Annotated in this window: 23 protein-coding genes; 13 read left to right on the top strand and 10 right to left on the bottom strand. The window is 57.6% G+C overall.

Annotated elements, in window-relative coordinates; translation table 11 throughout:
* From trmB to asnB, 4 genes are all read right to left on the bottom strand, one after another.
* Nucleotides 1–699 (bottom strand): tRNA (guanosine(46)-N7)-methyltransferase TrmB, encoded by a 699-nt coding sequence (gene trmB / locus ACTQ3R_RS14165; RefSeq protein WP_441779948.1) that lies wholly within the window; start codon nucleotides 697–699, stop codon nucleotides 1–3.
* Between the two features lie 111 nt (nucleotides 700–810).
* Complete coding sequence (locus ACTQ3R_RS14160) at nucleotides 811–2610, bottom strand: M56 family metallopeptidase (RefSeq protein ID WP_441779947.1); 1800 nt, start codon at nucleotides 2608–2610, stop codon at nucleotides 811–813.
* Nucleotides 2610–2990, bottom strand: coding sequence for a BlaI/MecI/CopY family transcriptional regulator (locus tag ACTQ3R_RS14155; protein ID WP_441779946.1), 381 nt, complete (start codon nucleotides 2988–2990; stop codon nucleotides 2610–2612). The genes ACTQ3R_RS14160 and ACTQ3R_RS14155 overlap by 1 nt, the downstream gene beginning before the upstream one ends.
* Nucleotides 2991–3105: 115 nt before the next feature.
* On the bottom strand, nucleotides 3106–4962 hold the full coding sequence (gene asnB / locus ACTQ3R_RS14150; RefSeq protein ID WP_441779945.1) for an asparagine synthase (glutamine-hydrolyzing): 1857 nt from the start codon (nucleotides 4960–4962) through the stop codon (nucleotides 3106–3108).
* A gap of 165 nt (nucleotides 4963–5127) precedes the next feature.
* Here asnB and ACTQ3R_RS14145 point away from each other — a divergent pair, with 165 nt between their 5' ends.
* The 5 genes from ACTQ3R_RS14145 to ACTQ3R_RS14125 all read left to right on the top strand — a co-directional run bounded on the left by ACTQ3R_RS14145 (nucleotide 5128) and on the right by ACTQ3R_RS14125 (nucleotide 8792).
* The gene (locus ACTQ3R_RS14145; RefSeq protein WP_441779944.1) at nucleotides 5128–5748 is read left to right on the top strand and encodes a flavin reductase; all 621 of its coding nucleotides are present in this window, start codon (nucleotides 5128–5130) and stop codon (nucleotides 5746–5748) included.
* A gap of 93 nt (nucleotides 5749–5841) precedes the next feature.
* Entirely contained in the window at nucleotides 5842–6435 is a 594-nt protein-coding gene (locus tag ACTQ3R_RS14140) for an RNA polymerase sigma factor (protein WP_441779943.1), read from the top strand.
* Nucleotides 6432–7019: a hypothetical protein gene (locus ACTQ3R_RS14135; protein ID WP_441779942.1), complete on the top strand. Its 588-nt coding sequence runs from the start codon at nucleotides 6432–6434 to the stop codon at nucleotides 7017–7019. Before ACTQ3R_RS14140 ends, ACTQ3R_RS14135 begins: the two co-directional genes overlap by 4 nt.
* A 148-nt stretch (nucleotides 7020–7167) precedes the next feature.
* Entirely contained in the window at nucleotides 7168–7647 is a 480-nt protein-coding gene (locus ACTQ3R_RS14130) for an RNA polymerase sigma factor (RefSeq protein WP_441779941.1), read from the top strand.
* On the top strand, nucleotides 7644–8792 hold the full coding sequence (locus ACTQ3R_RS14125) for a DUF4179 domain-containing protein (protein ID WP_441779940.1): 1149 nt from the start codon (nucleotides 7644–7646) through the stop codon (nucleotides 8790–8792). Before ACTQ3R_RS14130 ends, ACTQ3R_RS14125 begins: the two co-directional genes overlap by 4 nt.
* 73 nt (nucleotides 8793–8865) lie before the next feature.
* Here ACTQ3R_RS14125 and ACTQ3R_RS14120 read toward each other — a convergent pair whose 3' ends face one another.
* Nucleotides 8866–10122 (bottom strand): HlyC/CorC family transporter, encoded by a 1257-nt coding sequence (locus ACTQ3R_RS14120; protein WP_441779939.1) that lies wholly within the window; start codon nucleotides 10120–10122, stop codon nucleotides 8866–8868.
* 435 nt (nucleotides 10123–10557) lie between these two features.
* On the opposite strand from ACTQ3R_RS14120, the gene rpmG reads away from it, so the two are divergent.
* From rpmG to ACTQ3R_RS14080, 8 genes are all read left to right on the top strand, one after another.
* Complete coding sequence (gene rpmG, locus ACTQ3R_RS14115) at nucleotides 10558–10725, top strand: 50S ribosomal protein L33 (protein WP_441779938.1); 168 nt, start codon at nucleotides 10558–10560, stop codon at nucleotides 10723–10725.
* Nucleotides 10726–10761: 36 nt separating this feature from the next.
* Nucleotides 10762–11034: a preprotein translocase subunit SecE gene (gene secE / locus ACTQ3R_RS14110; protein WP_441779937.1), complete on the top strand. Its 273-nt coding sequence runs from the start codon at nucleotides 10762–10764 to the stop codon at nucleotides 11032–11034.
* Between the two features lie 10 nt (nucleotides 11035–11044).
* Complete coding sequence (gene nusG / locus ACTQ3R_RS14105; RefSeq protein WP_441779936.1) at nucleotides 11045–11569, top strand: transcription termination/antitermination protein NusG; 525 nt, start codon at nucleotides 11045–11047, stop codon at nucleotides 11567–11569.
* Nucleotides 11570–11841: 272 nt separating this feature from the next.
* Nucleotides 11842–12267, top strand: coding sequence for a 50S ribosomal protein L11 (rplK, locus tag ACTQ3R_RS14100; protein WP_441779935.1), 426 nt, complete (start codon nucleotides 11842–11844; stop codon nucleotides 12265–12267).
* A 12-nt stretch (nucleotides 12268–12279) separates the two neighbouring features.
* Nucleotides 12280–12972, top strand: a complete 693-nt coding sequence (gene rplA, locus ACTQ3R_RS14095) for a 50S ribosomal protein L1 (RefSeq protein ID WP_441779934.1) — start codon at nucleotides 12280–12282, stop codon at nucleotides 12970–12972.
* Nucleotides 12973–13104: 132 nt separating this feature from the next.
* Nucleotides 13105–14712, top strand: coding sequence for a peptide chain release factor 3 (locus ACTQ3R_RS14090; RefSeq protein WP_441779933.1), 1608 nt, complete (start codon nucleotides 13105–13107; stop codon nucleotides 14710–14712).
* Between the two features lie 154 nt (nucleotides 14713–14866).
* A complete protein-coding gene (locus tag ACTQ3R_RS14085; RefSeq protein WP_441779969.1) occupies nucleotides 14867–16183 on the top strand; it encodes an MATE family efflux transporter in 1317 nt (438 codons plus the stop codon).
* A 107-nt stretch (nucleotides 16184–16290) separates the two neighbouring features.
* A complete protein-coding gene (locus ACTQ3R_RS14080) occupies nucleotides 16291–17868 on the top strand; it encodes an amidohydrolase (RefSeq protein WP_441779932.1) in 1578 nt (525 codons plus the stop codon).
* A gap of 60 nt (nucleotides 17869–17928) precedes the next feature.
* Here the strand turns inward: ACTQ3R_RS14080 and gdhA are convergent, their stop codons facing one another.
* From gdhA to ACTQ3R_RS14055, 5 genes are all read right to left on the bottom strand, one after another.
* Entirely contained in the window at nucleotides 17929–19281 is a 1353-nt protein-coding gene (gene gdhA / locus ACTQ3R_RS14075; RefSeq protein ID WP_441779931.1) for an NADP-specific glutamate dehydrogenase, read from the bottom strand.
* 256 nt (nucleotides 19282–19537) lie between these two features.
* The gene (locus tag ACTQ3R_RS14070) at nucleotides 19538–20419 is read right to left on the bottom strand and encodes a GNAT family N-acetyltransferase (RefSeq protein ID WP_441779930.1); all 882 of its coding nucleotides are present in this window, start codon (nucleotides 20417–20419) and stop codon (nucleotides 19538–19540) included.
* An 18-nt stretch (nucleotides 20420–20437) separates the two neighbouring features.
* On the bottom strand, nucleotides 20438–20647 hold the full coding sequence (locus ACTQ3R_RS14065; RefSeq protein ID WP_441779929.1) for a PspC domain-containing protein: 210 nt from the start codon (nucleotides 20645–20647) through the stop codon (nucleotides 20438–20440).
* A gap of 120 nt (nucleotides 20648–20767) precedes the next feature.
* The gene (locus ACTQ3R_RS14060; protein WP_441779928.1) at nucleotides 20768–21370 is read right to left on the bottom strand and encodes a hypothetical protein; all 603 of its coding nucleotides are present in this window, start codon (nucleotides 21368–21370) and stop codon (nucleotides 20768–20770) included.
* Nucleotides 21367–22545: a DEAD/DEAH box helicase gene (locus ACTQ3R_RS14055; RefSeq protein ID WP_441779927.1), complete on the bottom strand. Its 1179-nt coding sequence runs from the start codon at nucleotides 22543–22545 to the stop codon at nucleotides 21367–21369. Before ACTQ3R_RS14055 ends, ACTQ3R_RS14060 begins: the two co-directional genes overlap by 4 nt.
* Nucleotides 22546–22841 lie beyond the last annotated feature (296 nt).

Raw genomic sequence — 22841 nt, 5'->3', positions numbered from 1 at the left:
TTACGCTTCTCGGCGGGTGGGGTCGGGGCCTACGATGGGGTGAAACTCCGGCTCCGGGTCCATCTTTTCCTTGGTGCCCACACAGCGGTTGATGTGGGTTCCTAGGAGATGGAATTTCTCCTCATAGTCGGTCATGACCCCACAGATCCCGCTGCCGTGGAGGTCGCGGGTGACCTCCGACAGGGCATAGCCCGCCTTGGGGAACTGGAACAGGGACCACTCAAACAGGTCGTGGTTGTCCGACTTGAAGTGGATCTGTCCCCCCTCCCGGAGGATGCCCCGGTAGAGGACCAAAAACTGGGGGTGGGTCAGGCGGCGGCGGGCATGCTTCAGACCGGGCCAGGGGTCACAGAAGTTGATGTACAGCAGATCTACCTCGTCCGGGGCGAAGTAGTCCCGGAGCAGGGCGGCATCGCCGTCAATAAAGAAAATATTATCCAGGCCCTTTTCCATAGAGCGCTCCATGGCAATGACCATGGCATCGGGTACCCGCTCCAGGGCGATGTACAGCACATCGGGGTTCTGCTGGGCAGTTTCCGCGGAAAAGCGGCCCTTGCCGCAGCCGATCTCCAGGCGCAGCTCACGGGCATCGGGCTTCAGATCCCGCCAGTGGCCCCGGTACTGGGCCGGGTCAGCAATCAAATACCGGGCACACCGCTCCATGCGGGGGACCAGGTTGGGCTTTTTTCTCATTCTCATTGGAATTCATACACCTCTCAGGCAAATTGCAAGGGTATCTTACCACAAAGGGCGGCGCCTTGGCAATCCTTATGCCTGTGGTTTTCCGGGAAAGTTCCCTTTGACCTGCCCTCAACCTCGGGCGGTCTGGCGGGCAATGAGGTCGGCAATGGTCTGAGAGGCGCCGGAGGGCAGGACGGCCATGCTGTCGTACCACTGGTCCTTCCACCGCATCAGGGTGAGTACATGACAGCCGTCCTCCTCTTCCAAAAACAGCAGCTGGTCCCAGGGCTCCTCACCCCACTGCTGGGGTGGGAGAAGGGAGAGGCGGGCGCTCCAGGCAGGGAGGTGAACTTCGTGGTTATAGATATAGGCACGGGAAGAGGGTTCCCCCTGGGCGAAAAGGACTCTCAGTTCCTCCAGAAGCTGCGGGTCGGTGAGGGCAGCACCGGGAGTGTCGCTGGACAGGGGGCTGGCGGCCAGATAGACGGTGTCCGCCTGGCGCAGCTGCTGCTGGATGTCCTCCAGGGTGAGGAAGCGGACAGCGGTGAGCTCCGTCAGGCGCTGGGCCGTGCCGTGGGGATAGACGGCCAGGGACTGCCAGGATACCGGCCCGGTGCTGATCCACAGCCGATCCTCCCCGGCACAGTCACACAGGTAGAAGGAAGGCGTCTCTTTCCAATCCTTCACCATCAGCCAGTACAGGGGACATGCCCCGGCGTGGTCCGGGGAGGGCTGGAGGGAATCGGAGGCCTCCTGGCCGGAGGCAAGCAGGGCACGAATTTCCTCTACCCGGTCAGGGCGGTAGACAGGCAGGGGCTGCCGGAAATTCTGAATGTTGTCCGAGTGGTCCAGAGCCTGGAGAAAGGCTTGGTAGCTGTGGATCTCCGGCGGCTTCACAAAGGACACCAATGTGACCATGGCCAGGGCGGACGCGGCCAGAAACAGGGCGGTTTTCACGGTGTGGGGCCGCTTCACCAGCCGGATGACCCGCTGGCGGATGCCCCAGCTCCCCTGGGCCATGGTGGTGGAGCAGGTGAGCACGTCACGGGGGCGGGGACCCCGCTGGGCGACCAGGGAGACAAGCGTGCGGCCATAGGGGATGCGCTCGTCCTCTCCCAAATGGCGGATGGCCCCCTCGTCACAGGCCAGCTCCCCGTCCTGCCGGGACAGGTAGGCAGCCGCCCAGACCAGGGGATTGTACCAGTGCAGCACCAGCACCAGGCAGCGCAGGGCAGACCAGATGTGATCCCAGTGGCGGAAGTGGGTGTACTCGTGGGCCAGGGCGTGGCGGAGGACCGTTTCATCCTGGGCTACCTCCGGGGGAAGGTAGATGTTGGGCCGCCAAAGGCCAAAGAGACAGGGGGAGGAGAGGCCGGGCACCACATAGACCGGGAGCGGACAGTTGGCATCCAGCCTCCGGTCCAGGCGAAGGGTGCGAGAAAAACGGCGGTTGGACCAGAGCAGCACTGCCCCCAGTACCCCCACCCCCAGGACGTAGAGGAGCATCAGGGCCTGGGACAGGGGGAGGTAAAAGGCGTAGTGGAAGAGCCCCTGGGGGGTGATGACATTACAGCCGGGATAATAGGGAATCCCCAGAATGCTGGTGTAGCTGACGGAGGAGGAGACCACGTCCCATGGCTGGAGAGAGTGGAGCATAGACTCCTCCGATTCCTGGGGAATGTCCACCGGTCCCGTCCGAAAGGCGTATAGGTCTTCACGCTGCACATAGTCGTTCAGCCGCTGGGAAAGAACGGGGGAGGGAGCCTGGGGCATGGGGACCTGAACGGGGATGAGCAGCCGCAGCAGCACTACCGCCCACAGGGCGTACCGAATGCGGGCGGACAGCCGCTCCCGGAGCAGCAAGCGCAGGGCCAGCACCAGCAGGATCAGCAGGGAGGAACCCAGCGCCCAACGAATCAGAACCTCCATCACGATCCCTCCTCTTTCGCCCGGCGGAGGATGGCGTAGAGCTCGTCAATTTCCTCCCGGCTCAGGGCCCGGTCCTGGGTCATGGCCGATACCATCAGACCCACGCTGCCCTGATAGACCCGCTCCAGAAAGGAGCGGGTCTCCTGCCGCCGGGCAAGCTTTTGCTCCAATGTGGGATAATAGCGGCGGGTGCGCCCCACAATCTCACAGCGAATGAGCCCCTTTTCCTCCATGCGGTGGAGGGTGGTGATGGTGGTGCTTTTGGCCCAACCGATGCGCTGTTCCAGGGCCGCTGCCAGCTCCATCACGGTCATGGGGGCCTGGGCCCAGAGGCAGTCCATCACATACCACTCACTGTTGGTCAGCACTTTCTCTTCCATGCCAATTCACCTCCCAAAAGGTCTATCTTGTAGACCTAATATAACATGAAAGGTCTACAATGTCAACCAAAGAGCAAAAAGAACGGCCCTCTCCGCTGGGAGAGGGCCGTAAAAATCAGTTGGGCTGGAAGGGCTCCACGCCGCACTGCTCGGGGAAGTACACCTGATACCAGATGAGGAAGGACAGCACCGTGTAGAGCTTGCGGTGGGTCTTGGCCTTGCCGGTGTAGTGCTGCTCCAGCAGGTCCAGCAGGTACTTCTGATCGAAGAACTCAGACACATAGTCCTGGCTCAGCAGGTCCTTGGCCCAGTTGTAGTACTTCTCCTCCCGCAGCCACTGGATGAAGGGGACGGGGAAGCCCACCTTGGGGCGGCGTATCCACTCGTCGGGGAGCATGGGCTCGGCGGCCACCCGGAGGGGGTACTTGGTGGTGGACTTGCCCCGCATCTTCTGGTCGCTGGGGATGGCCCGTGCCACCTTCCATACTTCACGGTCCAGGTAGGGCACCCGCAGTTCCAGGGAGTTGGCCATAGTCATCCGGTCAGCCTTGCGGAGGATGTCCAGGGGCTGCCACAGGTGGAGGTCCAGGTACTGCTTCTTAATGAGGTCATCCTGATTTTTCACCTTGGCGTAGTAGGGGGCGGTAATGTCCCGGAAAGTGCGGTTGCTGCGGTACTTGGGCTTGAGAACCCGCTGGGCCTCCTCATTATTAAAGATGAAGGCCTGGCCCACGAAGGTGTCCTCCACCCGCTGGGCAGCGGAAGTGAGGAAGCCCTGGCCATGGAAATAGGGGAGCTTGGACACTCCGGCGGCCACCGCCTTGCGGATGGGCATGGGGAGCTTGCGGTATGCCCGGTAGGGCTTGGTGGTGTGGTAGGTGATATAGCCGCCGAAGAGCTCGTCAGAGCCCTCGCCGGAGAGGACCACCTTTACGTCCTGGGCCGCCAGCTTGGAGAGAAAGTACAGGGGGACGGTGGACAGGTTGGCGTTGGGCTCGTCTGCGTAGTACTGGATGGTGGGCAGAATGTCAAAAAATTCCTGGGCGGAAATGGACTTGGAGATGTTCTTGAGCCCCAGTTCCTTGCACAGGGCTTTGGCCTCCCCCGTCTCGTCAAAACCCTCCCGGTCAAAGCCCACGGAGTAGGTCTTGTCCGGGCGGGACAGGCAGGCGATGACGCTGGAGTCGATGCCGCCGGACAGGAAGGCGCCCACCTCCACGTCACTGATCTGGTGGGCGTCCACCGACTCGGTGACCACCTGGCGGATCTGTTCAGCCCGCTTCTCCAGGGGCACATTCTCCGGCTCGAAGGAGAAGGTGTGGTAGGCGGAAATCTCCACGGTGCCATTCCGGTAGAAAAGCTGGTGGCCGGGGAGCAGGCGGAACACGCCTTTGAGGAAGGACTCGTCCAGGGCAGAGTACTGGAAGGTGAGGTAGAACTTCAGCGCTTCGGTGTTCAGCTCCTTCTTGAAGTCGGGATGGGGCAGGAAACTCTTCAGCTCAGAGCCGAAGAAGAAGGTGTCCCCCATCTGGGCGTAGTAGAAGGGCTTGATGCCAAAGGGGTCTCGGGCTCCGTAGAGCTCCTGCTTCTCCTTGTCCCAGATGACAAAGGCAAACATGCCCCGCAGGCGCTTGGTAAACTCCGGGCCAAACTGCTCATAGCCCTGGAGGATGACTTCGGTGTCGGAGTTGGTGAGGAACGTACGCCCAGCGGCGATGAGCTCCTCCCGGAGCTGCTGAAAATTGTAGACCTCGCCGTTGTAGGCCAGGACCAGATTTCCGTCCTGGCTGACCATGGGCTGGTGACCATTGGCAAGGTCGATGATGGAAAGACGGCGGTGGGCGATGGCGCAATGCTCGTCCACAAAAAATCCCTCGTCGTCAGGACCGCGGTGGCGGATCTTGTCCGCCATGGCCTTCAGGGCCCCCTGGTCAGGAACGGAGCGGGAAACAAAACCGGTAATGCCGCACATAAGAGAAACCTCCAGTTGCTGAACACAAAAATTCATGATATAGTATAAGCGGAAAACCATGGGATGTCAATTTCACAAAGCAGAAAGAAACAGAGAAAACACCGAAAAAATTGGGCGTTTTTTGGGAAAACTATCCCTACACATCAAATTTACGGAGGAAAGACTATGGACCAGAAGGTTATGTACACGCTGAGCTATGGGCTGTTCGTGCTGTCCGCCCGCCGGGGAGAGAAGGACAACGGCTGCATCACCAACACGGCCATCCAGGTGACTGCTGAGCCTAACCGCATTGCCATTGCCGTCAACAAGGCCAATTATACCCACGACATGGTGCTGGAGACGGGGAAGTTTACCCTGTCCGTGCTGTCGGAGGAGGCCAAGTTCGACCTGTTCCAGCGCTTTGGCTTCCAGTCCGGCCGGGATGTGGATAAGCTGGTGGATTTTCAGGAGCACATTGCACGGGACGGAAATGGTGTGGTCTATGTGACTCAGGGCACCAACGCCTGGATCTCCTGCCAGGTGGTCTCCACCATGGACCTGGGTACCCACACCCTGTTTGTAGCCGACGTGCTGGACGGCGGGGTGCTCTCCCAGGCCCCCAGTGCCACCTATTCCTATTATCAGAGCCACATCAAGCCCAAGCCCGCCGCTCCTGCCGCAGAGAGCAGCAAGAAGCGCTGGGTTTGTACCGTCTGCGGCTATGTGTATGAGGGGGAGGAGCTGCCTGCCGACTTCATCTGCCCCCTGTGCAAGCACCCCGCTTCCGATTTTGAGCTGCTGAAGTAAGCGCAAATGTTAAGCGCCGGAGGAGCAACCTCCGGCGCTTTTTTGCGTCTATGTGGATGAGCGGGATTGTATTGCATTTCGGAATGAATTAAAATGAAGAAAAACACAGGGAAAGGAGGGCTTGCGGTGGAGGACGGCAAGATCATCGACCTCTATTGGGCCCGGTCCCAACAGGCCATTGAGGCCAGTCAGGAGAAATACGGGGCCTACTGCCACACCATAGCCCGGCGGATTCTGGAGCAGGAGGAGGATGCGGAGGAGTGCGTCAACGACACCTGGCTCCATGCCTGGAATGCCATGCCCCCCCAGCGGCCCAACATGTTATCTGCCTTCTTCGGAAAACTCACCCGCAACCTCTCCCTGGACCGGTGGCGCCGGGTCCGAGCGGCCAAACGGGGCGGAAACCAGGTGGAGATCGCCCTGCACGAGCTGGAGGACTGTCTGCCGGACCGGCACGGCCCGGATGAGGCCCTGGAGGCCAGGGAGACGGCAGCCATCATTTCGGCCTTTCTCCGCCGCCAGGAGGAGCTGGACCGGAAGCTCTTTATCCGCCGGTACTTCCACTTGGAGAGCCTGGAGGAGCTGAGAGGGGAATTTTTTATGACGGAGGGACAGGTGAAGTCCAGGCTTCACCGCCTGCGGAAAAAGCTGAAGGCGGAGTTGGAGCGGGAGGGGGTGGCTGTATGACACGGGAACATCTGCTGGAGGCTATGGGACTGTTAGATGACGACCTGATCAAAGAGGCAGAGGAGCCGGTGAGCCGGAAAAAGTGGAACCGGGATGCCTGGATCTCTCTGGCGGCCTGCCTGGCCATTATGCTGACCATCGGTTATGGCGTAGTCCAGAACGGATGGTGGAGTGCCAACAGCTCCTCGGGAAGTTCCAGTGCGGGTGCGGCCACCGAGGACTGGGCCGGAAACACCGGCGGCGATGCACCGGCCTCCTCTGAGACGGCTACGGCCCCCGAAGAAGCGGGGAGCGGGAATGCTTCCTCCGGCTTGCGTGGTGAGGTGCTCATCCTGATGGTGCCGGCGGGGGACGAGGTCTATTCCTACCAGCACCGCTATGAGGAGGACCAGGTACTGGACACCCTGCCCGAGGGCTGCCGCAGCCTGGGCCAGGTGGGCACTTATGCCCAGGGGGAGGACGCCCCCTATACCGACGGCGATGTGTTTTTGGGCAGCCAGCTGTGGATCGCCGGAGAGGGCTGGGACGGCCCTGTGTATCTGGAGACACCGGAAGGCACCTATCTGGAGTGTCATTTGGCATAAACAGGCGAAAAAACAGATACAAAACGTATTATAAGCCGGGACTATACAAAATGTATGGTCCCGGCTTATTCAATAAGTGATTCGAAACGGTACGGTCACAATGAGCCGTGCTCAGTTGTGTTATGGGTGAAAGGAGGTCGAGGGACAGATGGAGTGGAATTCACCGGCAGAGGCCCAGCGGTTTGTTGCGGACTACGCCAACCCTATTTTGCGTCTGTGCCTAACCTATTCCCTCACACGGGAGGACGCCCAGGATATCTGCCAGGAGATTTTTCTCAAGCTGTTGGAACAGAACAGGGCATTTGCAGACCGGGAGCATGAAAAAGCCTACATTTTAAGAATGGCCATCAACGCCTGTAAAAATCTGCTGAAGAGCGCGGGGCGGCGGCGGGTGGTCCCAATGGACGAGGCGGAGTGCTTACCTGCCCCGGAGGAGGAGGGCGGTGAGCTGATGGAGCTCATCCGTGCCCTGCCGGAGCACTACGGGGCGGCGGTGTACCTCTTTTATTATGAGGGATACAGCCTGGACGAGATTGCCAAGTTGTGCTCCTGCACCCCGGCAGCGGCCCGAAAACGGCTGAGCCGAAGCCGGAAGCTGCTGGCCAAAGAACTGGAGGTGGGACGATGAAAGGAATCAAAGAGGGCTTTGCGAACATCCGGTTTACCCAGGAGGAACAGGCGGAGCTGGCCCAGCGGCTGTGCCGGGCGGCGGAACAGGAGGGAACGATGACAGAAGGAGCCAAGGGGAAGGTAAAGAAAGTAAGCCGGGGCGTGGTGATCGGCATTGCGGCCGCTCTGATTTTGACGATGGGAGCCCTGGCTGCGGCGATGAACGGAACCTGGGGAGGACTCTTTTCTTTCCAATCCTCAGAGGAACAAGAGCTGCTGGAAAAGCTGACCTGTGAGATTGGGCAGACCAAAACCGTGGATGGCTGGGAGGTCACCCTGAGCCGGTGCGCGGGAGACGACAGGATGCTCTATATTTGGGTAGAGATAAGGGCGCCCAAAGACTTTGTCTATGAGCCACCGGAGGAGTATCTTGATTTATACACCGAGTGGGACCTGGAGGCGGAGAACGGTGAGGGAATATACGGCAGCGGCACATCGAAATTCACCTGGGATGAGCAGACAAGGACCATCACCTACTGCTCCGGCTGGCCTATCCTCAATTCGGTGGTGGGCGAGACGGCGGACATTGTTCTGAAACCGCTCCAATGGGACGGCTGGAACTGGGAAAAGGAGGAATGGGTGAAGCTCCCTCTTTGGGAGGGGAATGTGGTATTTGAGGATGTGGAGCTGAACTATCCCAATGAGACCATCCGCCTGACCCCTGATCTGGAGCTTCCCTATCTGGACGGCACGACCACCCTGACCCAGCTGGAGATCTCTCCCTTCCGGGCCCTTGCCCGAGTGGAGGGGGGGTCCTGCTACCAGCACCACTGGGTAGAGGCAACAGAGGCGGACCTTCAGGCGGGAAAAACCATCCGGGAGGGTCTGCGGTCGGCCTATGGGGAGATGGACTGCTGGGGCGCCTTGGAGGTGGAGCTCCACATGAAGGACGGGACGGTCATTGTGCCCCGGACGGCAGTGCTGTCCAGATGCCAGGACGGCTTTGAGACCGAGGACCACGCCTACGCCGGGGAGTGCTATGTGGAGCGGCGGATGGAGTATGAGCCCATTCCGGTTTACGGCATGCCCGACCGGATCATTGACCCCAGCCAGGTGGACTATGTGACTGTGTGCGGGGTGGATATCCCGGTAAATGGGGAATGAGTGAATACAAAAGGTATAAAAAATCTGGGACCATACAAATTGTATGGTCCCAGACCTTATGTTTATGGGAAAATCAGGTTTCCGGCTCCTCCAGAGTGCGCACCTGGATCTCCAGCACCCGGCGGTGCTCCACCTTTGTAACGGTGACATCCAGGCCCTCGGCCTGGAAGTGGTCGCCTACCTCGGGGACCCGGCCCACCTGCTCCATCACCCAGCCGGAGACGGTGGCGGCATCGCATTCTCCCTTTACCTGGAACAGGTCGTACATATCGTCCAGGTCGGCAGAGCAGGCGATGAGGTAGCTGCCGTCAGACTGCTTCTGGAAGGTCTCAATGACCTCGTCGTGCTCATCCCAGATTTCGCCCACCAGCTCCTCCAGAATGTCTTCCAGGGTGGCGATACCCTGGGTACCGCCGTACTCATCCACCACCACGGCCATGTGGGCTTTATTCTTTTGAAGGATACGCAAAAGCTCCGATACCTGGGTGTTGCCCGTGGTGTAAAAGACGGGGGACTTCAGGTTTTTCACCATGGTCTCCCCACGGTAGCGGGCGGCGTAAAAGTCCTTTTCGTGGATGACACCCACAATGTTGTCAATGGTCTCGTGATAGATGGGGATCCGGGAGTAGCCGCTCTCAGCAAACAGGGCGGCCACTTCCTCCATGGAGCTGTCTTCCTCGGCGGCCACCAGATCCACTCGGGGGGTGAGGATCTCGGATACTTCCAGGTCGGTAAATTCAATGGCGTTGCGGATCAGGTCGCTTTCGTGCTCGTCCAGACCGCCCTCGGTTTCCGCCTGGTCCACCATGCCCACCAGCTCTTCCTCGGTGATGCCATCATCCTCACTGTTGCGGAACACAATGCTCAGCAGTTTCTTCCACTGACCAAAGAGGAAATTCGCCGGGGTGAGCAAAATCATAAAGAGCTTCAGCAGGGGAGCGGAGAACATGGCAAACTGCTCCGGGTGCTCCTTGGCCAGGCTCTTGGGGGAGACCTCGCCGAAAATCAGAATCACGATGGTCAGCACTGTGGCGGAGACCGCGGGCCCCCGCTGCTCGCCCACCAGCTTGATAAACAGCACCGCGCCCACGGTGGTGGCCACGTTGTTGACAATGTTGTTGCCGATCAGGATGGTGGAGAGAAGCTTGTCATATTCTTCCGCCAGGGCCAGGGTTTTCGCGGCCCGGCGGCTGCCGTTGTCGGCTTTGTTTTTCAGACGGATGCGGTTGAGAGAGGTGAATGCGGTTTCAGTAGCGGAAAAATAGGCGGACATGGCCACCAAAATAACAAGGGCAACTAACATTCCGATACTGGCACTGTCAAGATCCATAAGGAAACGATCAACTCCATTTTTTAAATATTTTTGGGCAAAACTGGAAAATACTACATGAGATATGTGTATTTTAGTCAGGAGTATAACATACCACAGAGCGGAATGCAAATCTATTTTCTGTCTTTTAACGGAAATCTAACAAATATAAAAAGAAAATGCTTGACGCGGCAGGGAAGAAGTGGTATAGTATCTATACCTGTGAAAAGGGGCTTATTTGTCGTGCGCATTTTTACGGTGTTTGACGCACGATCCCCTGGACCAAATCTTGGAACACAGGGAGGCAAACAAAAGCCGAATCTTCACCGTGACCCTGGGCGTCCCAGTGCGCCCGCGGGCGCTGGATTCGGCAAAAGGCAGGCCGTGTCCGGCGTTTTCTTTTTGGTAAAGATTCGTTCGGAGACCCTGTGGAAATTAAAAAGGAGGTGCCGACAAATGGCAGGTAAGGCCGGCGCTCGCATTAAGATCACCCTCCGGTGCTCTGAGTGCAAGCAGAGAAACTACAACACCATGAAGAACAAGAAGAATACCCCCGACCGTCTGGAGCTGAACAAGTATTGTCCCTTCTGCAGAAAGCACACTGTTCACAATGAGACGAAGTAATTTGTCCCAGAAGGCTGACATGAAAGAAGGGTAATAATGGCTGAGAACGAAAAGGTAGAGCAGGCCGTCCAGGCTAAAAAGGACAAGAAGGCCGAGAAAAAGTCAAAGCCCGGTTTCTTCGCCCGCGCCGCTAAGTGGTTCAAAGACATGAAGAGCGAGCTGAAGAAGGTTCAGTGGCCCACCCGCAAGCAGACCATCAACAATACCCTGATCGTCATTGCCTGCGTCGTTATTGTGGGTGTGTTTATCTGGCTGTTTGACTTTGTGGCTGGACAGGCTATCGAGCTGATCCTCACAAAGCTGGGCTAAGGTGAAGCAGATGGCTGACAATGCGAATTGGTATGTGGTACACACCTATTCCGGCTATGAGAATACGGTGAAGGCCACCATTGAAAAGTACGTTGAGAACCGCGGCATGCAGGAGCTGATCCATGAGATCAGTATCCCCCTGGAGACCGTCACCGAGATCACCGACAATGGCCCCAAGGAAGTGGAGCGCAAGGTGTTCCCCGGCTATGTGCTGGTGAAGATGGTGATGAACGACGAGACCTGGCATGTGGTGCGCAATATCCGCGGCGTCACCGGATTTTTGGGCGAGGGCAACAAGGCCATCCCCCTCTCCGATGCCGACGTGGCCGCCCTTGGGGTGGAGAAGCGGGAGATCGTAGTCAGCTATCAGCTGGGCGACACCGTACGCATCACCGACGGCGCCCTGGAATCCTTCCTGGGCACTGTGGAGGAGATCGACCTGGATCACAACAAGGTCCGCGTGGTGGTGTCCATGTTTGGACGGGAAACCCCCGTGGAGCTGGAGCTGGACCAGGTGGAGCCCGCTAATGAATAAGAAGTGCCCGAGCTGTTGTGAGCAGCGCGGATGGACCGGAGCGAGGGATATAAACCAAAGAGGGCAAAGCCCGAATGTTTATGTCTCGAGGCGAAGGGGAGCCGCGTGTGGCGAACAGGCGAGGCATGACAACCAGAAGTGCCGAATTCCCGAGCAGGGAAGATAACGGCGCGACAACCGAAAAAACTCTTGCGGCGTTTGCCGCATGAACGTGGGAGGGACCGGAGAGGTCCCGCCAAACGACCACATTTTTCAAATGGAGGTGCTCTTTCGTGGCACAGAAAGTAACTGGATATGTAAAACTGCAGATCCCCGCCGGCAAGGCAACCCCCGCTCCCCCTGTTGGTCCCGCTCTGGGCCAGCACGGCGTGAACATTGCCGCTTTCACCAAGGAGTTCAACGAGCGGACCAAGAATGACGTGGGCATGATCATTCCTGTCATCATCACCGTCTACGCTGACCGCTCCTTCACCTTTATCACCAAGACTCCCCCCGCTCCCGTGCTGATCAAGAAGGCCTGTGGCCTGGAGAAGGCTTCCGGTGTGCCCAACAAGAACAAGGTTGCCACCATCAGCAAGGAAGACGTCCGCAAGATTGCCGAGACCAAGATGCCCGACCTGAACGCCGCCAGCATCGAGGCCGCTATGAGCATGATCGCCGGCACTGCCCGCTCCATGGGTATCCTGGTGGGCGAGTAAGGAGGGTAGAAGATGTTTAGAGGTAAGAAATATCAGGACAGCGCCAAGAAGATCGACAAGAACGCGCTGTATGACACTGACGAGGCTATGAAGCTGGTGGTGGACACCGCCACCGCTAAGTTCGACGAGACCGTCGAGCTGCACGTGAAGCTGGGCGTTGACTCCCGTCACGCTGACCAGCAGGTCCGTGGCGCCATCGTGCTGCCCCACGGCACCGGCAAGACCCAGCGCGTGCTGGTGTTTGCCAAGGCCGCCAAGGCCGACGAGGCCCGTGAGGCCGGCGCCGACTATGTGGGCGAGATGGATCTGGTGGAGAAGATCCAGAAGGAGAACTGGTTCGACTTTGACGTTGTGGTTGCCACTCCCGACATGATGGGTGTTGTGGGCCGTCTGGGTAAGGTTCTGGGCCCCAAGGGCCTGATGCCCTCCCCCAAGGCCGGCACCGTCACCATGGATGTGACCAAGGCCGTCCACGAGATCAAGGCCGGTAAGGTGGAGTACCGTCTGGACAAGACCAACATCATCCACTGCCCCATCGGCAAGGTCTCCTTCGGCGCTGAGAAGCTCAGCGAGAACTTCAACGCCATCATGGGCGCGATCATCAAGGCTAAGCCCGCTGCTGCCAAGGGTCAGTACATCAAGAGCTGCACCGTGGCTGCCACCATGGGCCCCGGCGTCAAGGTCAACGGCGCCAAGCTGGCCTAATTGATTTTCTGACACAAAGACGGAAATCTTCGGATTTCCGTCTTTCTTTTTGCGGTTTTACTTGCGATAAGGTGGGCTATTATGGTAAAATAATATGCTTATATTTGAATCTATGTAAGGGAGTGGACCCTTTTGTCGAATTATGAAGCGGAAATCAAACGCAGAAGAACCTTTGCCATTATCTCCCACCCGGACGCCGGTAAGACGACTCTGACGGAGAAATTCCTCCTCTATGGCGGAGCCATTGCGCAGGCTGGACAGGTGAAGGGAAAGAAGAATACACGGGCAGCCACCTCTGACTGGATGGAGATCGAGAAGCAGCGTGGTATCTCGGTCACTTCTTCTGTTATGCAGTTCCAGTATGAGGGCTTTTGCATCAACATTCTGGACACCCCCGGCCACCAGGACTTCTCGGAGGACACCTACCGCACCCTTATGGCTGCCGACTCCGCCGTCATGGTCATCGATGCGGCCAAGGGCGTGGAGGCCCAGACCCGAAAGCTTTTTAAGGTTTGTGCCATGCGGGACATCCCTATCTTCACCTTCATCAATAAGATGGACCGGGAGGCACGGGATCCCTTTGAGCTGTGTGAGGAGTTGGAATATGAGCTGGGCATCGACACCTATGCCATGAACTGGCCTATTGGCTGCGGCAAGGAATTTAAGGGTGTCTACGACCGGCAGAACCGGAAGGTCATCCACTTCACCTCCAACACCAACGCCAAGGCGGCCACTGCCACGGTGATTGAGCCCGACGACCCCGCCCTGGCCGACCTGATCGGCCAATCCAAGCGGGACCAGCTGGTGGACGAAATTGAGCTTCTGGACGGAGCTTCCTGTGATTTTGACCTGGACCGGGTGCGCCACGGGAAGCTGTCTCCCGTGTTCTTTGGTTCTGCGCTGACCAACTTTGGTGTGGAACCCTTCCTTGAGGAGTTTTTGCGCATGACCACCGCTCCGCTGCCCCGAAAGGCAGGGGATGAGGTCATCGATTCCTTTGATGAAAACTTTTCCGCCTTTGTGTTTAAAATTCAGGCCAACATGAACAAGGCCCACCGGGACCGGATCGCCTTTATGCGGGTGGTTTCCGGCAAGTTTGAGGCGGACAAGGAAGTCTACCACATGCAGGGCGGCAAGAAGATCCGCCTGTCCCGGCCCCAGCAGCTGATGGCTGCCGAGCGGGAGATCATTGAGGAGGCCTATGCCGGAGACATCATTGGTGTCTTTGATCCGGGCATCTTCTCCATCGGAGATACGCTGTGCGCACCAGGGAAAAAGTTTGCCTTTGACCCCATCCCCACCTTTGCCCCGGAACACTTTGAACGCATCCGCTCCATTGACACCATGAAGCGCAAGCAGTTTTTGAAGGGTGTGGAACAGATCGCCCAGGAGGGCGCCATCCAGATCTTCAAGACCCCCTACACCGGCATGGAGGAGGTCATTGTAGGCGTGGTGGGTACCCTGCAATTTGACGTGCTGGAGTACCGCCTGCGCAGCGAATACAATGTGGAGCTCTACAAGGAGGGCCTGCCCTTTGAGTACCTGCGGTGGATCGTGCGGGAGGATGAGGACGCGCCTCTTCTGAAGGAAGAGGACCTGCTTCTTCCCAACGATGCAAAGCTGGTGGAGGACTACAAGGGCAACCAGCTGCTGCTGTTTGCGTCCCAGTGGTCCATCCAGTGGGTACAGGACCGGAACAAGGGTCTGAAGCTGGCGGAGTTCGGTGGCGCAAAATTTTAAGAGTAAGCGGAATTGTGTTCACACAATTCCGCTTTTCTTACTTGGGAAACTGTGATATACTACCTTTTACCACAAAAATTGACGAGAGGAAGGACCTAAGTTGGCGCGTATCAATCGCAGCAGTGAGGAAGCCCTTGCCAGCGCTCCCATTGGTATGTTGATGCTAAAACTGGCGGTACCGGCGGTGGCGGCACAGGTTATCAATATGCTCTATAACATTGTAGACCGGATCTACATTGGGCATATTCCTGAGGTGGGGCGGACCGCCCTTACTGGTTTGGGAATCACCTTTCCCATTATTATGCTGATTTCCGCTTTTGCGGCCTTTGCCGGTATGGGCGGCGCGCCGTTGGCATCCATCCGATTGGGAGCAGGGGACCGGGATGGAGCGGAGAAGATTCTGGGCAGCTCCACCACCATGCTTTTGTGCACCTCAGTGGTGCTGACGGTGCTATTTTCCATCATTAAGGAACCTGTCCTCATGGCCTTTGGAGCATCTGCGGATACCATCGGCTATGCGGTGGACTATATCTCCATCTACCTGCTGGGCACGATTTTTGTCCAGTATGCCCTGGGACTCAATACCTTTATCAGCGCCCAGGGAAAGGCTATGGTGGCTATGTGCTCCGTGCTTATCGGCGCGGTGCTGAATATTATTCTGGACCCGGTGTTTATCTTTGCGTTCAACATGGGGGTACGCGGAGCGGCCATTGCCACCGTGATTTCTCAGGGGATCAGTGCCTGCTGGGTGGTAGGTTTCCTATGTTCCGGACGGTCGGGACTGCGCATCCGCAGAGCCAATCTGCGCCCCAACTGGAGCGTGATCAGCAAAATTGCAGCTTTGGGAGTTGCGCCGTTTATCATGCAGTCTACAGAGAGTTTGGTCACCGTGGTACTCAATACGGGCCTTCAGCGCTATGGAGGTGACCTGTATGTGGGCACCCTTACCATTATGCAGAGCGTTATGCAGATGGTGGTCATGCCTACTCAGGGAATTACCCAGGGTGTGCAGCCTCTGATGAGCTATAACTACGGGGCTCAAAACTACCAGCGGGTGCGCAAGACGTTCAAATTGCTGCTGAAAGTCACCCTCACAGTGACGGTCTGTGCGTTTCTGGTGGTTTCCCTCATCCCCGAGCAGCTGGCCCTCATCTTTAGTGATGATCCGGAGCTGGTGGAACTGACCGGAACGATGATGCCCATCTTCTTTGGCGGAATCTGGGCCTTTGGTGCCCAGATGGCCTGCCAGTCCGCTTTTATGGCCATGGGACAGGCGAAAACCAGCCTCTTTTTGGCCTTGCTGCGGAAAGTGATCCTGCTGATCCCGCTGGCGCTGCTGCTGCCCTGGGCTATGGGCAATGTGTTGGGAATCTATATTGCAGAGCCAGTGGCGGATATTCTGGCCTCGTCCACCACACTGACGCTGTTCCTGTTCCAGAGAAAGAAGCTGCTGCCTCTGGAGACGAACTGACAAAGGAACCGCCCTTGTGGGGGCGGTTCTGCTGTTTTATATGGATGGTATAGAAAAAACAAGCTGGAAGAGACTAAAAGGAACGGACAATTTAACAGAATGGAGGAATGAACGTGAGAGAGCTGTATCTGGGCCAGGTGTTGACCATGGCTGAACCCATGTATGCCGAGGCTGTGCTGGTGGAGGATGGTGTGATCCGCGCGGTGGGGCGCGGGGCAGAGCTGAAAAAAATGGGCGGAGGCTGTAAGGAAATCCAATTTCAGGGGACGCTCATGCCGGGATTTATCGACGCCCACAGCCACTTTTCTCAAATGGCATATGCCTGCCTTCAGGCGTCCTTGAACGGCACCCAGAGCGTAGAGGAAATTTGCCAGCGCGTGAAGGAATTCCTGCTGGAGACAAAGCCTGCGCCCGGCACATGGGTACAGGCACGGGATTATGACCATAACCAGCTTCCGGGAGGAAAGCATCCCACGTTGGAACAGTTGGATGCCATGGCGCCGGGGTACCCGTTGGTGATCCACCATAAGTCGGGACACATGGGGCTGATGAATACGATGGCCCTGGAGGCGCTGGGGATTACGCCGGAGACCCCTGTGCCGGAGGGGGGAAGAATCGAGGTAAAAGAAGGAAAGTTAACCGGCTATTTGGAAGAAAACGCCTTCATTGCCTGTTTAAAGCAGATCCCTTCTCCAGATCCCAAGGACCTTTTAGAGGTATTCGGTAAGGCACAGGAAAAATACGCCGCCCACGGTATTACCACCATGCAGGATGGGATGGTGGTAAAAGAGATGTTTCCTCTGTACCACATGCTGTTGGAGCAGAAGCTGCTGAAACTGGACTTGGTGGCCTATCCTTCTCCGGATTGCTATGAAAAGGCGATGGAGGAATTTGGCTGCCTGCCGCCCCAGGCACATCTTAGAATCGGGGGGGTCAAAATCTTTCTGGATGGCTCACCCCAGGGACGCACTGCCTGGATGCGCACACCCTATATGGGGGAGAGAGAGTACTGTGGGTACGGTACCATGTCGGACGAGCAGGTGCTGGAAGCGATGGAGTTTGCCTGGGCACACAAGACACAGCTGCTGTGCCACTGCAACGGAGACGGTGCTGCGGAGCAGTTTCTGCGCTGTCTGGAACAGGCGGAGAACAAGCACCCGGAGCTGGCCCAGCTTCGGCCGGTGATCATTCACGGACAGCTGCTGGGGCTGGATCAGCTGGAGCGCGTCAAAAAGCTGGGAGCGGTCGTGTCCTTCTTTGTAGCCCATGTATACCACTGGGGTGATACTCACATCCGCAACTTCGGGCTGGAACGGGCAGCGCAGATCAGCCCGGTACACAGTGCGCTGCAATGGGGAATTCCTGTGACATTCCATCAGGATGCTCCTGTGATACAGCCTGACATGCTGGAGACCGTGTGGTGCGCCGCCAACCGCATGACCCGGCAGGGGGTGCACTTGGGCGCGCAGGAGTGTGTCTCAGTCCAGGAAGGACTTCGTGCTGTAACGGCAGGTGCGGCCTACCAGTATTTCTGGGAAGATCGGTTGGGAACCATCGAGCCGGGCAAGCAGGCGGACTTTGTTCTGCTGAGCGAAAATCCATTGGATATCCCCAAAGAGAAGCTGCGGGAGATCCAGGTGGCGGCTACCTTTAAGGACGGAAAAATCATATGGCCGAAAGGATAAAATAATGTCGGGGAGCTCCGAAGAGCTCCCCGACATTATGTTGTATAGAAGAGGGAGAAATTAGAAGATACCCTGAGCCATCATGGCGTCAGCAACCTTCTGGAAGCCCACGATGTTGGCACCGGCCACCAGATCGTAGCCCAGGCCATAGCGCTCGGCGACCTCCACGGAGGAGTGATAGATGTTCTTCATGATGCCCTGCAGCTTGGCGTCGACTTCCTCAGCGGACCAGTACAGACGCTCGGCGTTCTGAGCCATCTCCAGCTCGGACACGGACACGCCGCCGGCGTTAACAGCCTTGGAGGGAGCGACAACGATGTGCTTCTGGCTCTTCAGGAACTCCAGAGCCTCGTTGGTGGTGGGCATGTTAGCGACCTCGATGTAGTACTTCACGCCGGAAGCAGCGATCTTCTCGGCCCACTCCATGTTGACGTCGTTCTGAGTGGCGGCGGGCATGTAGATGTCCACGTCCTTGACGCCCCAGCACTTCTGGCCAGGCACGAACTCGCAGCCGAACTTCTCGGCGTAGGGCTGGCAGTGCATAGGATCCTTGGCGCGCATCTCCAGGATGTAGTTGAGCTTCTCCTCGGTGTCCACGCCGTCGGGATCGTGGATGTAGCCGTCGGGGCCGGCAAAGTAGGTGACCTTGGCGCCCAGCTCAGCAGCCTTCTTCATGATGCCCCAGCCCACGTTGCCGTAGCCGGAGATAGCGATCCGCTTGCCCTCGATGGACTCGCCGTCGTGCTTCAGGGCCTCTACCAGGTAGTAGACAGCGCCGTAGCCGGTGGCCTCGGGACGCAGGATGGAACCGCCGGTGCAGACAGCCTTGCCGGACAGAGCGCCGAACTCAGCAGCGCCCACCAGACGGCGGTACTGACCATACATATAGCCGATCTCACGGCCGCCGCAGCCCAGGTCGCCGGCGGGGCAGTCGATGTCCTGGCCGATGTGGCGATACAGCTCGCTGATGAAGGCCTGGCAGAAACGCATGACCTCGGCGTCGCTCTTGCCGCGAGGATCGAAGTCGGAGCCGCCCTTGGCGCCGCCGATGGGCAGGCCGGTCATAGCGTCCTTAAAGACCTGCTCGAAGCCCAGGAACTTGATGATGGACAGGTTAACGGAAGGGTCAAAGCGGATGCCGCCCTTGTAGGGGCCGAGGGCCGCGTTGTACTGAACGCGGTAGCCACGGTTGACGTGCCAGACGTGGTTGTCATCTTCCCAAGTCACGCGGAACTCGATGGTGCGCTCGGGCTCGACCATACGCTCCAGCAGAGCGGCCTTCTCATACTCGGGGTGGGCGTTGATAACGGGCTCCAGGGAGCTGAGGACCTCCTCAACGGTCTGCAGGAACTCGGGCTCGTTGGCATTCTTGGTCTTGGTGTCGTTCAGAACTCTCTCGATGTACTGATTCATAGCAGCATTCCTCCTAAATATAATTTCGGTGGTTTTTTGACAGAAACCTTTCATAATTGATATTTCCGATGTAAATCAAGCAGAAAAGCTTCTGTTGTGCTTTGATATGTATATCATATCATAAAATGCCCCAGAGTAAAGCATTTATTTTGTGGAGGTTACCACAACGAAAAAGCTGTGGAACAGAGGGGGAGGAACATAAAAAACGGCTGAATCCACAAAAAGAAACAGCCGTTTTTAGACAATATGCAAGAAATCAGTCAAAGGCTAAGCCAAGATAACCGGTGGTGGACCAATCCCAGGCCCTATGGAGCGACGAATCAAGCCACTTGAGCATTCCAAATTGTCCCTTGGAGCAGTTGGCGGCGCTCTCCTCTGGAAGCCGGGGGGTGCGCACCAGCCAGCGCTGTGCCGGGGCGACCCGAGGCAGGTCTGCCAATGCCAGACGGCAGGCAGCGGGGCTGCCCAGCAGCTCTTTGACCATCACGGTTCCATCTCCTGCCCCCTCTGCGCACAGACAGACCGGCCCGGCGCTGGTGGAGGCACAAAACAGTCCGCCTCCGTCCAGGGTGCAGCAGCCCACCTGATACCGCAGCGCATCTTCGGGATAGGCAATATGAGCAATTGCGGCCAGAAGAGGTTCCCGTGTGGCAGCGTATTCCATGGGGGAAGCCGCACAAAGAAGAGCAGTCTGGGGAGGCGGGGGGAGTTCTGAGGGGGATAGTGTTCCTTCGAAATGGCGGAAGCACTCCCCAAAGCCGTTGGCGGCAAAAAAATGGTGAAGGGATGGCTCAGCCGGGACAGTGGTTACGGCTGGAATGTCCAGGGTTTGAAAATAAGCGTCGGCGTCAGAGAGCAGCTTTCCAGCCAGTCCCCGTCCCCGGCAATCCGGATGGGTGGCCACCGCATAGAGGTAGGCAGCCCGGTATGCCCCTTTCCCCGGCACCACGAAGGTGGTGTCAAACCAAGCGGTCATGGAGCGGACCTGTCCATCCTCCTCCAGAACCAGTACCCGCTCGGGACGGTAATAGGAGGAATAGAAGTTGTCCACATAGGCATCCCCATCGCCAAAGGCCAGCTGCCACAGGTGGCGCTGGGCAGGGACGTCATCGGGAACGGAAGGACGGGTGAGGAGCATAAAAGGGCCTCCTTTCTCTTAGCAGCCGGGGTAGATGTCGCTTTTCTTTGGCATAATGATGGCGCAGATGATATAGGCCCAGATTCCCAGAGAGCCCATAAACGCCGCAATGACCCAGCCTACCCGCACCAGGGTGGGGTCGATATCAAAATATTCGGCAATCCCGCCGCATACACCGCACAGCATTTTATATTGATATTCGGTCCGGTAGAGCCGCTTGCCTCCCATATAAATCACTCCTTTATGAAATGTCGTGTATACAGAGGGAGCGTTTGCTCCCTCTGCTAACAGGATACGCCTTCCGGGTTAAAAAATCCATGGGGAGAAGATGAAAGATTGATAAAAATTTTAATGGGAGTGAGGTCGGTGATCCGCATTGCAGGTAATCCAAAGCTTTCGGGTCAAGAGGACAGAGGAGATGGAGAAGAATACCTCCAGGGCCGAGGAGACCATTTGCGGGATGCAGAAGAGAATTGCGCTGAATATGGCGATCAGGACCCATGCCCGCAGCAGTCCCCGGTATTTTTCGCGTTCCCCCCGCCGGAGGGAAAGCAGGCACAGCAGAAGGGCCACCATCAAAAGTACGCTGGCCAGGGCGGCCAACACCACGTGCAGAGTGGCATATTTGGGGAAGTAGGCCGGGAGGTAGGGAATAGCCAGAGCATAGGCAAGGGACAGGCAAGCGCCCAGCGTGATGAGCCGCAGAGCCACCCTTTGCCAAAAGCGGGGCAGGACCAGAGACAGCCGGGTGAGCATAATGCAGAAGTAGCCGCCCAAAAGAATGCCCCAGTAAATAAAACCGCGATAGTTATCCACACCGGTGACGGCGATGACGGAGAAGTTGGTGCGAAACCATGCCACGCTCCCGGCAAACCACAGGGTATACCCAGGGATGAGCAGACAGGAGAAGAGGTTTAGCCAGAAGCCGCCCTTGAGAGAAATCCGTCTCATTTCTTCACCGCTGACACCAGATCGCCTTTGTCGTTGAAGTAGACCGTGCGGATGTCGCTGCCGGTATTTTTCTGAATGTCATCCAGACGAATCCCCTCGGTAACGGTGGACACCAGGGAGAAGGCCACCCCGTGGCGCTTTGCCCGGCCAGTGCGGCCGATGCGGTGGATATAATATTCGTTTTCATCGGGGACGTCATAGTTAAAGACGGCATCCACGTCGTCAATATCCAGTCCGCGGGCGGCTACATCTGTGGCCACCAGAACCCGGAGCTTGCCATCCCGGAATTTTTGCAGGGTTTTCTCACGGGAGGATTGTGGAATGTCTCCGTGGATGGCCTGGCAAGGAATGCCCCGCATGGACAGAAGTCCGGTGAGACGGTCGGTCATGTTCTTGGTGTTGCAGAAGGCAATGACACGCTCATAGCCCCCCATTTCCAGCAGCCGGGCCATGGTGTCTGCTTTCTCGTTGCGCTCCACATCCAGCCGATACTGGGCAATGTCGGGACGGTTTTCCTGATCGGCCTGGACGGTGATCTCCACCGGGTCGCGCTGGTAGACCCAGGAGATATCCAGCACCTCACGGGAGATGGTGGCAGAAAACATGCCCAGATTCCGACGCTGGGGCATTTTATCCAAAATATGGGTGACATCCCGGACAAAGCCCATGTCCAGCATCCGGTCGGCCTCGTCCAGTACCACGGTCTGAACCTTATCCAGGCGGACAGTGCGCCGTTTCATGTGGTCCATCAGCCGCCCAGGGGTGGCCACCACGATCTGAGGGCGCTTTTTCAGCTGGGTGATCTGCTTTTCAATGGGCTGTCCCCCATAGAGGCACACCACCCGCACACCCTCTTTAAAGGTACACAGGTCCCGCAGCTCGTCCTGAATCTGGATGGCCAGCTCCCGTGTGGGGGCCAGTACCAGAGCCTGGACACTGTCATCCTGGGGGTCAATGTGCTCTACCATGGGGATGCCAAAGGCAAAGGTTTTCCCCGTGCCGGTGGGAGCCTTTGCAATGACATCTTTCCAGTCCATAAAATAGGGGATGGCCCCCGTCTGAACGGCGGTGGCGGTGACATAGCCTTTCTCTCCGATGGCACGCAGAAGCTCGGGGGAGAGGCCCATTTCATCATAGCGGGCGCTCTCGCCAACGGTCTGTCCGTTGATTTCCATGTTGATCGATCCTTTCTTTCTGTAAAACCGGTGATCCAAGGCCTCCCAATCAACTATCAACGCCATTCGCCAGGCGCGGCCCCGAATCAAAAAGCGGCCAGGCCGCTTCCATACAAACCCAATTTATATTATAACAACAATTCCTGTCTTGTCTATGAATTTTAAAAAAATACCCGCGGCCTGGACCCAATGTCAGTAAGTTAAGCTGACAAATCCTCCTACCCTCAGAAATGAGAGGGTAGGAGGATTTTTTTCGTAATAATTCAAAACAGGGCTTGACAAAAGCATCATTTCGT

Origin of the sequence: Lawsonibacter sp. LCP25S3_E2, assembly GCF_052117285.1 — a bacterium.
GTDB lineage: Bacteria > Bacillota > Clostridia > Oscillospirales > Oscillospiraceae > Lawsonibacter.
The sequence above is the reverse complement of the archived record's forward strand: the minus strand, read 5'-3'. Positions and strand labels throughout refer to the sequence as shown.

Bases quoted from the DNA above. Each gene is read 5' to 3' on its own strand.
- rpmG (WP_441779938.1), top strand. From the start codon at position 10,558: ATGGCAGGTAAGGCCGGCGCTCGCATTAAGATCACCCTCCGGTGCTCT.
- ACTQ3R_RS14085 (WP_441779969.1), top strand. From the start codon at position 14,867: ATGTTGATGCTAAAACTGGCGGTACCGGCGGTGGCGGCACAGGTTATC.
- ACTQ3R_RS14060 (WP_441779928.1), bottom strand. From the start codon at position 21,370: ATGAGACGGATTTCTCTCAAGGGCGGCTTCTGGCTAAACCTCTTCTCC.
- ACTQ3R_RS14080 (WP_441779932.1), top strand. From the start codon at position 16,291: ATGAACGTGAGAGAGCTGTATCTGGGCCAGGTGTTGACCATGGCTGAA.
- gdhA (WP_441779931.1), bottom strand. From the start codon at position 19,281: ATGAATCAGTACATCGAGAGAGTTCTGAACGACACCAAGACCAAGAAT.
- ACTQ3R_RS14135 (WP_441779942.1), top strand. From the start codon at position 6,432: ATGACACGGGAACATCTGCTGGAGGCTATGGGACTGTTAGATGACGAC.
- ACTQ3R_RS14140 (WP_441779943.1), top strand. From the start codon at position 5,842: ATGAAGAAAAACACAGGGAAAGGAGGGCTTGCGGTGGAGGACGGCAAG.
- ACTQ3R_RS14070 (WP_441779930.1), bottom strand. From the start codon at position 20,419: ATGCTCCTCACCCGTCCTTCCGTTCCCGATGACGTCCCTGCCCAGCGC.
- ACTQ3R_RS14145 (WP_441779944.1), top strand. From the start codon at position 5,128: ATGGACCAGAAGGTTATGTACACGCTGAGCTATGGGCTGTTCGTGCTG.
- trmB (WP_441779948.1), bottom strand. From the start codon at position 699: ATGAGAATGAGAAAAAAGCCCAACCTGGTCCCCCGCATGGAGCGGTGT.
- rplA (WP_441779934.1), top strand. From the start codon at position 12,280: ATGTTTAGAGGTAAGAAATATCAGGACAGCGCCAAGAAGATCGACAAG.
- ACTQ3R_RS14065 (WP_441779929.1), bottom strand. From the start codon at position 20,647: ATGGGAGGCAAGCGGCTCTACCGGACCGAATATCAATATAAAATGCTG.
- ACTQ3R_RS14160 (WP_441779947.1), bottom strand. From the start codon at position 2,610: ATGGAGGTTCTGATTCGTTGGGCGCTGGGTTCCTCCCTGCTGATCCTG.
- ACTQ3R_RS14055 (WP_441779927.1), bottom strand. From the start codon at position 22,545: ATGGAAATCAACGGACAGACCGTTGGCGAGAGCGCCCGCTATGATGAA.
- ACTQ3R_RS14120 (WP_441779939.1), bottom strand. From the start codon at position 10,122: ATGGATCTTGACAGTGCCAGTATCGGAATGTTAGTTGCCCTTGTTATT.
- ACTQ3R_RS14155 (WP_441779946.1), bottom strand. From the start codon at position 2,990: ATGGAAGAGAAAGTGCTGACCAACAGTGAGTGGTATGTGATGGACTGC.
- secE (WP_441779937.1), top strand. From the start codon at position 10,762: ATGGCTGAGAACGAAAAGGTAGAGCAGGCCGTCCAGGCTAAAAAGGAC.
- ACTQ3R_RS14125 (WP_441779940.1), top strand. From the start codon at position 7,644: ATGAAAGGAATCAAAGAGGGCTTTGCGAACATCCGGTTTACCCAGGAG.
- nusG (WP_441779936.1), top strand. From the start codon at position 11,045: ATGGCTGACAATGCGAATTGGTATGTGGTACACACCTATTCCGGCTAT.
- asnB (WP_441779945.1), bottom strand. From the start codon at position 4,962: ATGTGCGGCATTACCGGTTTTGTTTCCCGCTCCGTTCCTGACCAGGGG.
- ACTQ3R_RS14130 (WP_441779941.1), top strand. From the start codon at position 7,168: ATGGAGTGGAATTCACCGGCAGAGGCCCAGCGGTTTGTTGCGGACTAC.